We start from the raw sequence: 7,235 nt of genomic DNA, 5'->3' as shown, positions 1-7,235 counted from the left end.
GATCGTCGAGGCCGCGATGGACAGCGCCGAGATCGTCAGCGTCTGGGCCGCCACCGTGATGCGCGAGGACGCGTCCGAGTTGGCCAGCGACTGCACCGTGGTGCCGGCTTGCTTCAGCATGTTGCCGCCGTTGAACTCGGCATTGCCCACGGCCTTGGTGATCTGGGCCTTCAGCGAGGCGAACTCGTCGGCCAGCGCATTGCGGCTGGTCGTATCGAGACCCGCGTCGGCCGCAGCCAGGGCCTTTTCCTTCATCTGAAGCAGGATGTCGGAGATCGACTCGCCCGCCGAGATCGCGACCTCCACGGTCGACTGACCGCGCTGCAGCGATTCACGGACGGAGTTGAGGGCGTTGGACGTCGCGCGCTGGTTCTGGGCGATGGCCCAGATGGCGCCGTTGTCCTTCGCCGAGGCGACACGCTTGCCGGTGTTGATCTTCGTCTGGGTGGAAGCAAGCTCCGCGTTGGTTGCGTTGAGGTTCTGGAGGGCGACCATCGCGCCCACGTTGGTGTTGACCGAGTTCATGGTGTGATCTCCGTTCTGGAGGGGGTGATCCGGCATTTTGCCGGTGAGCGATTTTTCGCCCGCACCACGCCACGCAATCGCCGGGCCAGGATTAACCACGAGCCCGTTTTATCAGGGTGCTGAATTCTATGATCTTTTCACGTAACGACGTACGTCGGTCCGGCGTGGCGCGCTAACCATTCCTGCAGCCCGGCAGGACCTGCCGGTCAGGTTGCGCCCGGGATGTGACCGGGGATGTGGCCGGGCATGTGGCGGGGCATGCGAACGGCCGCAGATCGCTCCGCGGCCGGCAAGTCGCGCGTTGTCGCGGACGCGACGCGAGGGGATCAGGCGGCGGCCGACGTGGCGTCGCCGGCGAGGCCCTGCATGATCATGCGGTTGATCTCGATCAGGGGCTCGAACTCCTCCTGGTTCCGGATCACCAGGCTGGTGTGCTTGCCCACCCAGATGCTGAGCGAGATCAGCGAGGCGCGCAGCGGCTTGGGCAGCGCGTTGTCGGGCTGCGAGCAGTCGGCCGCCAGCGTCGACCAGACCCGCCGGTTCCAGTCGAGCGCGTCCATCCGCCCGCCGACGTCCTCGCGCGGAAGCTTGGCCGCCTCCATGAGCGCGCGCGTCACCTGGGCGAACAGGCGGTATTCGAGATCGCGCGGGCTCTCAGCCCGCGTCGCCGCCTGTTGATACGCCTGAAGGGACATTCCCCAACCTCTCGTCTTCGTATTCGATGAGCTTCCGGCACATCATGAGCGCCTTGTAGTATTCACGCTCCATGCAGTACCGCGAGATATCCACGCAGTCCGCGAGCACCGAGGGGTTCGAGATCACCCCCATGAATTCGGTCACGCGGGTCACGAAATCCGAGTAGTACCGCTCGGCGTTCGCCCCATCGAGGTACATCATCATCACGGGAAAATAGATCCGACGCGCGGGCGTCTGGACGTCTTCCTGCTGCATGATGTCCTTCTCTCGGAGGACGGAGGCCTTGTTCTGCAGCACCAGCACGGCGCGGCGATCGCCGTTCTGGACGACGGCGCCGTTCAGAACGAACTTCTCACCCGGCTTCAGAGACAGCTTCAGCGGCAAGTCCGGCCCCTCTTTGCGACGGAGATCAGCATCACGCGAATCGAAACGGGTTCATATTCGCGCCGGCCGCCGCCGAACGCACGTCCCGCTTACCGGCGAACCCGTTAACGCCCGATTTCCCGGCGCATCCAGGCTCGCCGCAACTTACGGATGCGACCGAATGGCGCGGCTTAATCGGGGATTAAGCATGACGCGCGACCAAGGCTCCATAGCCTTCAGGAGTTCTCCGCATGGCCGCCAAGGCTCCGCCCCGGAATTTGGCCCGGAATCTGGCCCGGAATCTGGCCCACAACCCGCCCCAGGATCTGCCTCAGGATCTGCAATCGGCCGGATCGGCGATGGTGCTCCAGGACGCCGCCCGGCCGACGCCGGCCAAGGCGGCCCTGGTCGATATGGGCCAGGCGGGCGGCCGCGACGCGCTGGCCCGCCTCAACGAGGCCATGAAGGAGCTGAAGGCGCTGGCCGCCGCCCCCCTGCTCCGCCGCGCCATCGACGCCCTCAACCGCGAGAACTTCACCGCCGGCGGCAAGTGGGCGCTCAAGGCGCTGGAGCAGGACGACCACAACGGCGTCGCCTGGTACCTGCTGGCTATCGCGCGTGAGCGCGCCGGCGATTTCCCCAATTCCGTCAAGGCCTACGAGGCGGCGCTTCAGCTCCTGCCGAACCATTCCGAGGTCGCCAACGACCTGGGCCGCCTGGCCCACCGGATGGGCATGCACCAGCAGGCCGAGAAGCTGTTCCGCCACTACATGGAGCACGCCCCGCACGAGGCCCAGGGCTACAACAACCTGGCCACCTCGGTGAAGGATCAGGGCCGCGTGGACGAGGCGGTCGAGATCCTCCGCGCCGCCATCACCGCCATGCCCGAATCCTCGATGCTCTGGAACACGCTGGGCACGATCATGATCGAGGGCGGCGACCTCGAGAACGCGGCCACCTTCATCGCCGAGGCCGTCCGCCTGGACCCGAAGTTCACCAAGGGCCGCTACAACCTCAGCCAGGTGAAGCTGCACCTGGGCGAGGTCGAGGACGCCCTCGTCGACTGCGAGGCCGCCCTGGCCAAGACGGCCACCGCCGACGACCGCGAGATGATGAAGCTGGCGCGCTCGTCCTACCAGCTCGCCCTGGGCCGACTGGGTCCCGGCTGGGACGACTACGAGGCCCGCCTGTCGCCCCAGTTCGCCGACGTCACCCACTTCGCCATCGACCGGCCCCGCTGGAAGCCCGGCCAGGACATCGTCGGCAAGGACTTCCTCGTGGTGGGCGAACAGGGCCTGGGCGACGAGGTGCTGTTCGCCAACGTCCTGCCCGACATCGTCCGCGACCTGGGGCCGGACGGCCGCCTGCGCATCGCGGTCGAGCCGCGTCTGGTCGACCTCTTCCGGCGCAGCTTCCCGGGGGCCGAGGTCAGCGCGCACGTGACGCGCGTCTGGGCCACCCAGCCGCTCCGCCTCGTCCCCGGAACCGATCTCGAGACGGTCGACCTCTGGACGCCGATGGCCAGCCTCATGCGCCAGTACCGGCGCACGCTGGCGGACTATCCGGCCGATTCGGCCGGCTACATGACCGCCGACCCCGAACGCGTCGCCCACTGGCGCCGTCTGCTGGCCGACGCCGGGCCGGGGCCGAAGGTGGGCCTCCTGTGGAAGAGCGCCGTCACCGCCGGCCACCGCCACCGCTACTTCTCGCCGTTCGAGCAGTGGGCGCCGGTCCTGCGCACCCCGGGTGTCGCCTTCGTCAACCTCCAGTACGGCGACTGCGAGGCCGAGCTGGAACAGGCCCGCCGCGACCTGGGCGTCGAGATCTGGTCGCCGCCGGGCATCGACCTGAAGAAGGACCTGGACGACGTCACCGCCCTGGCCCGCGCGATGGACCTGGTGATCGGCTTCTCGAACGCCACCTTCAACCTGGGGGCCGCCGCCGGCGCGCCGAGCTGGCTCATCTCGGCGCCGGGCGCCTGGCCGCGCCTGGGGCTGACCGAGACCTACGCCTGGTATCCACAGACCCGCGTGTTCGTACCCGACGCCTACCAGGCCTGGGGCCCGGTCTTCGACCGCATCGCCAGGGATCTTGCCGACCGCGTCGCGGCGGGCCGGGAACCCGATACCCCCTAGCCCGGCCGCCGGTAGCGCCGGACGCCGTCCCGGCGCCCCTGCAGCTCGAAGCCCGCGCCCTCGAACAGGCGCACGCTGGCGAGGTTCGCCTCGCGCACCTCGGCCCAGACCTCGCCGTCCACCTCGGCCAGCGCCGCCAGCAGCAGCGGCCGGCTGAGCCCCCGGCCCCGCTGCCCAGGGGCGAGGTTGATGGAGACCTCGGTCTCCCCCTCGGGATCGGGGCCGCGGTCGAACCGCACCATTCCCACCTTCGCGCCATCGGCCTCGCCGATCAGCAGCGTCCGGCGCGGATCGGCCAGCGCTGTGGCGAACCAGGCCCGATGCGCCGCCTCTCCCACCTCGCCCGTGTCGCGCGACATGGCCCGCGTGAGCGGATCGTTGCGCCAGGCCAGGACGTCCATCGCATCCGCCGCCGTGGCCCGCCGCACGGCCACCGTCCCGCCCGCGCTCACGGCTCTCCGCCCCGCGAGCTGTTCTCGGGCAGCGCCAGGATGTCGTCCGTGCCGAAATCGGGCTTCGCCGGATAGAGCCTGGCGTAGACGCGGCGGACGAATTCGAGGTCCTCAGGATAGTCCACCGTCCAGCGCAGATGGGCCAGCGACGGCGTCCGCGGCAGCCCCGCCAGCCGGTGCTCTCCGGGTCGCCGGTAGAGGAACGGCATCACGTGCTCGCGCTCGTAGGGATCGGCGGCCTCGCGCCCCGCCCGCAACAGGGCGGCGGGCCGCACGACCTCGGCGTCCAGCCCGTGCGGCCAGGTGCGTTCGGGCAGATTGTTGCTGGTGTAGTCGGCGTCCTCGGCCAGATGGCGTTCGACCAGGGCGTCGATCAGCGTCCAGTCGGTCAGCGGGCAGTCGGCGGTCAGCCGGACCATCGCCTCGGCCTCCGGCCGGGCCTCCACGACCGCGCAGAACCGCGACAGGACATCGTGGAGGTCGCCGCGGAACACCGTGACGCCCAGGTCCGCGCAGGCCGCCGCCAGGGGATCGTCGCCGGCCTCGACGCTGGTCGCCACCACCAGTTCGTCGATCCGCCGCGCCCGGCGCAACCGCTCAACCTGCCGCGCGATCATCGGCTGGCCCAGCACGGGGGCCAGCACCTTGCCGGGCAGCCGGCTCGACGACATCCGCGCCTGCAGCACGGCCAGGATCATGGGTTCCGCCCTCCGTCCGCGCGCCCCGTCCCCTTGTGCGCCCGATTCCCCATCCCGCCCAGAGTCCCATCCCGCCCAGGCCCCTCGCCCCCAGGCCCTCGCGCCCGCCCCTCCCGGTGACCCTGCGCGAACATCGGCCCCCCTGCGGCGCGAACGCGCTTGATCCTCGCGCGCGGCCCTATAGGCTGAGCCAGACAAACAACTGTTCGAATGCGGGCCGCCGCCCGCGCGGGGAGCCTAGATGAGCCAGCGTTTCGAAGGGACCGACGACTACGTCGCCACCGAAGACCTCAAGGTGGCGGTCAACGCCGCGATCGCCCTGGAGCGCCCGCTCCTCATCAAGGGCGAACCGGGCACCGGCAAGACGGTCCTCGCCGAACAGATCGCCAAGGCGCTCGGCTCCGAGCTGATCACCTGGCACATCAAGTCGACCACCAAGGCCACCATGGGCCTCTACGAGTACGACGCCGTGACCCGCCTGCGCGACAGCCAGCTTGGCGACGAGCGGGTGAAGGACGTCAGGAACTACATCAAGAAGGGCAAGCTCTGGGAGGCGTTCGAGCACGGCGGCCGCCCGGTGCTGCTGATCGACGAGATCGACAAGGCCGACATCGAGTTCCCGAACGACCTGCTCCAGGAACTCGATCGGATGGAATTCTACGTCTACGAGACGAACGAGACCATCAAGGCGGCCGTCCGCCCCATCGTGATCATCACCTCCAACAACGAGAAGGAGCTGCCCGACGCGTTCCTGCGCCGCTGCTTCTTCCACTACATCCGCTTCCCCGATTCCGAGACGATGCAGGCCATCGTCGACGTGCACTATCCGGGCATCAAGCAGAAGCTGGTCGCCGAGGCGCTGCGCATCTTCTACGACATGCGCAAGGTGCCGGGCCTGAAGAAGAAGCCCTCCACGTCCGAACTGCTCGACTGGCTCAAGCTGCTGATGGTCGAGGACATCGACGGCGACGCGCTCGCCGAGAAGGACCCCACCAAGCTGATCCCGCCGCTGCACGGCGCCCTGCTCAAGAACGAACAGGACGTCCACCTGTTCGAGCGCCTGGCCTTCCTCGCCCGCCGCGAGGGCGCCGCACGCCCCGGACAGCAGTAGGCGCGAGACCGCCCGTTCCACGCGCAGGGCCTTACCGCGAATTCACTCGCCTTTCAGAAGGGCTCCGCTCACGTTCTACGGAACGGACGGAGCCCTTTTTCATGAAGCCGCTACCCCTGATCGCCGCCTCGGCCCTGGCGCTGGCCGCCGCCGCGTGCGGGCCCCAGGTCCCGGCCGCGCGCGCCGCGCTGGACTGCCCCGCCAGCCAGGGCGACCTGACCCGCACCTCGGCCACGGCCGACGGCAAGGCCTGCACCTACGCCGCCTCGACCGGCGCCGAGGTGACGCTCCAGCTCGTGCCCGTGGCGGGCGGGGTCGACCAGACTCTGGCCGCGATCGAGAAGACCCTGCTGGCCGACCGCACGCCGGCGGCCCCGGCGGCCGAAGGCGCCGCGACGACTCCGGCGACCACCGGGGATGCGCCCTCGCCGGTCGAGGCGGTCGCATCCGAAAGCGTCGACGCCCGCAAGGCGCGGGCGGAAGCCGAGGCCGACGCCAGGAGCGCCAGCGTCGAGGTGCAGGTCCGTGTCGCGGGGCGTGACGGGGGCCGCGACGGCGAGGTCCGTTCCAACGAAGGAACCACCCGCGTCAGCCTGCCAGGCATCAGCATCGTGGCGAACGAAAAGGACGAGAGCGCCAACATCAAGGTGGGTCCCATCACCGTGAACGCCAACGGCGAGGCCGCCATCATCCGCGTCGGCCCGCGTGACGTGCGCCTGCGCGGCGAACAGCTCAACCCCGAGAAGCGCGGCACGCGCGCCATGTTCATCTACACGGGCCAGGACCTGCCCGAAGGCTACCGCTTCGTCGGCTATGAGGCGGGCGGCCCAAAGCGCGGCCCGATCACCGTCGCCATCGTGAAGTCGAAGTCCGAGGGCCCGCGCGGCGACGAGATCTATCCCGACGTCAAGAAGCTCGTCCGCAAGAACGGCGGCGTCTGAAACGCCCGTTCCCCTGCCCTCCGCGCCTCGGGATGGCCGGGACAGGCCCGGCCAGGATGCGTGGAAGGGGCGGAAGCCGAAAATCGCAATGAACTCTCAATCCTACGTCCGTTTCTGACGTAGCGGGGTGGTGGGATGTCCCTCATGTCCGAGGGACCCGACATCGACGTCGAGGCGCTGGCCGCGCTGGACCGGCTGGCGGCGCTGGACCTCTCCGCCGCGGAGAAGGCCCACGGCGCCCTCATGGCCGCCGAACCCGAGGACGTGCCTGCGCTCGCCATCGCCTACCAGCGCCTGGCCAGGTGCCTGCGCCA

The 7,235-nt window shown here is 69.4% G+C and carries 8 protein-coding genes; 3 read left to right on the top strand and 5 right to left on the bottom strand.

Annotated elements, in window-relative coordinates:
- From WG212_RS13145 to flbT, 3 genes are all read right to left on the bottom strand, one after another.
- A partial coding sequence (locus tag WG212_RS13145; protein ID WP_337187554.1) for a flagellin occupies window positions 1–525 on the bottom strand: 525 nt, incomplete at its 3' end.
- Between the two features lie 326 nt (window positions 526–851).
- A complete protein-coding gene (flaF, locus tag WG212_RS13140; protein ID WP_337187553.1) occupies window positions 852–1,220 on the bottom strand; it encodes a flagellar biosynthesis regulator FlaF in 369 nt (122 codons plus the stop codon).
- A complete protein-coding gene (flbT, locus tag WG212_RS13135; RefSeq protein ID WP_337187552.1) occupies window positions 1,180–1,605 on the bottom strand; it encodes a flagellar biosynthesis repressor FlbT in 426 nt (141 codons plus the stop codon). Before flbT ends, flaF begins: the two co-directional genes overlap by 41 nt.
- Before the next feature lie 230 nt (window positions 1,606–1,835).
- Between flbT and WG212_RS13130 the strand changes: the two genes are divergently transcribed.
- On the top strand, window positions 1,836–3,719 hold the full coding sequence (locus tag WG212_RS13130; RefSeq protein ID WP_337187551.1) for a tetratricopeptide repeat protein: 1,884 nt from the start codon (window positions 1,836–1,838) through the stop codon (window positions 3,717–3,719).
- Here the strand turns inward: WG212_RS13130 and WG212_RS13125 are convergent.
- Together WG212_RS13125 and WG212_RS13120 are read right to left on the bottom strand one after the other, a co-directional pair.
- A complete protein-coding gene (locus WG212_RS13125; protein ID WP_337187550.1) occupies window positions 3,716–4,171 on the bottom strand; it encodes a GNAT family N-acetyltransferase in 456 nt (151 codons plus the stop codon). The two genes, WG212_RS13130 and WG212_RS13125, sit on opposite strands and share 4 nt — an antisense overlap.
- Window positions 4,168–4,869 (bottom strand): glycosyltransferase family protein, encoded by a 702-nt coding sequence (locus tag WG212_RS13120; RefSeq protein WP_337187549.1) that lies wholly within the window; start codon window positions 4,867–4,869, stop codon window positions 4,168–4,170. The genes WG212_RS13125 and WG212_RS13120 overlap by 4 nt, the downstream gene beginning before the upstream one ends.
- Window positions 4,870–5,110: 241 nt before the next feature.
- On the opposite strand from WG212_RS13120, the gene WG212_RS13115 reads away from it, so the two are divergent.
- Window positions 5,111–5,980 carry a MoxR family ATPase gene (locus WG212_RS13115; protein ID WP_337187548.1) on the top strand — a complete coding sequence of 290 codons (870 nt, stop codon included), beginning with the start codon at window positions 5,111–5,113 and terminating at the stop codon, window positions 5,978–5,980.
- Window positions 5,981–6,081: 101 nt separating this feature from the next.
- Window positions 6,082–6,921, top strand: a complete 840-nt coding sequence (locus WG212_RS13110) for a hypothetical protein (protein WP_337187547.1) — start codon at window positions 6,082–6,084, stop codon at window positions 6,919–6,921.
- The last annotated feature ends 314 nt before the right edge of the window (window positions 6,922–7,235 follow it).

Source organism: Phenylobacterium sp. (assembly GCF_037189685.1).
In the GTDB taxonomy this organism is placed as follows: Bacteria; Pseudomonadota; Alphaproteobacteria; order Caulobacterales; family Caulobacteraceae; genus Phenylobacterium.
The sequence above is the reverse complement of the archived record's forward strand: the minus strand, read 5'-3'. Positions and strand labels throughout refer to the sequence as shown.

Bases quoted from the DNA above. Each gene is read 5' to 3' on its own strand.
- flaF (WP_337187553.1), bottom strand. From the start codon at position 1,220: ATGTCCCTTCAGGCGTATCAACAGGCGGCGACGCGGGCTGAGAGCCCG.
- WG212_RS13130 (WP_337187551.1), top strand. From the start codon at position 1,836: ATGGCCGCCAAGGCTCCGCCCCGGAATTTGGCCCGGAATCTGGCCCGG.
- WG212_RS13120 (WP_337187549.1), bottom strand. From the start codon at position 4,869: ATGATCCTGGCCGTGCTGCAGGCGCGGATGTCGTCGAGCCGGCTGCCC.
- WG212_RS13115 (WP_337187548.1), top strand. From the start codon at position 5,111: ATGAGCCAGCGTTTCGAAGGGACCGACGACTACGTCGCCACCGAAGAC.
- WG212_RS13110 (WP_337187547.1), top strand. From the start codon at position 6,082: ATGAAGCCGCTACCCCTGATCGCCGCCTCGGCCCTGGCGCTGGCCGCC.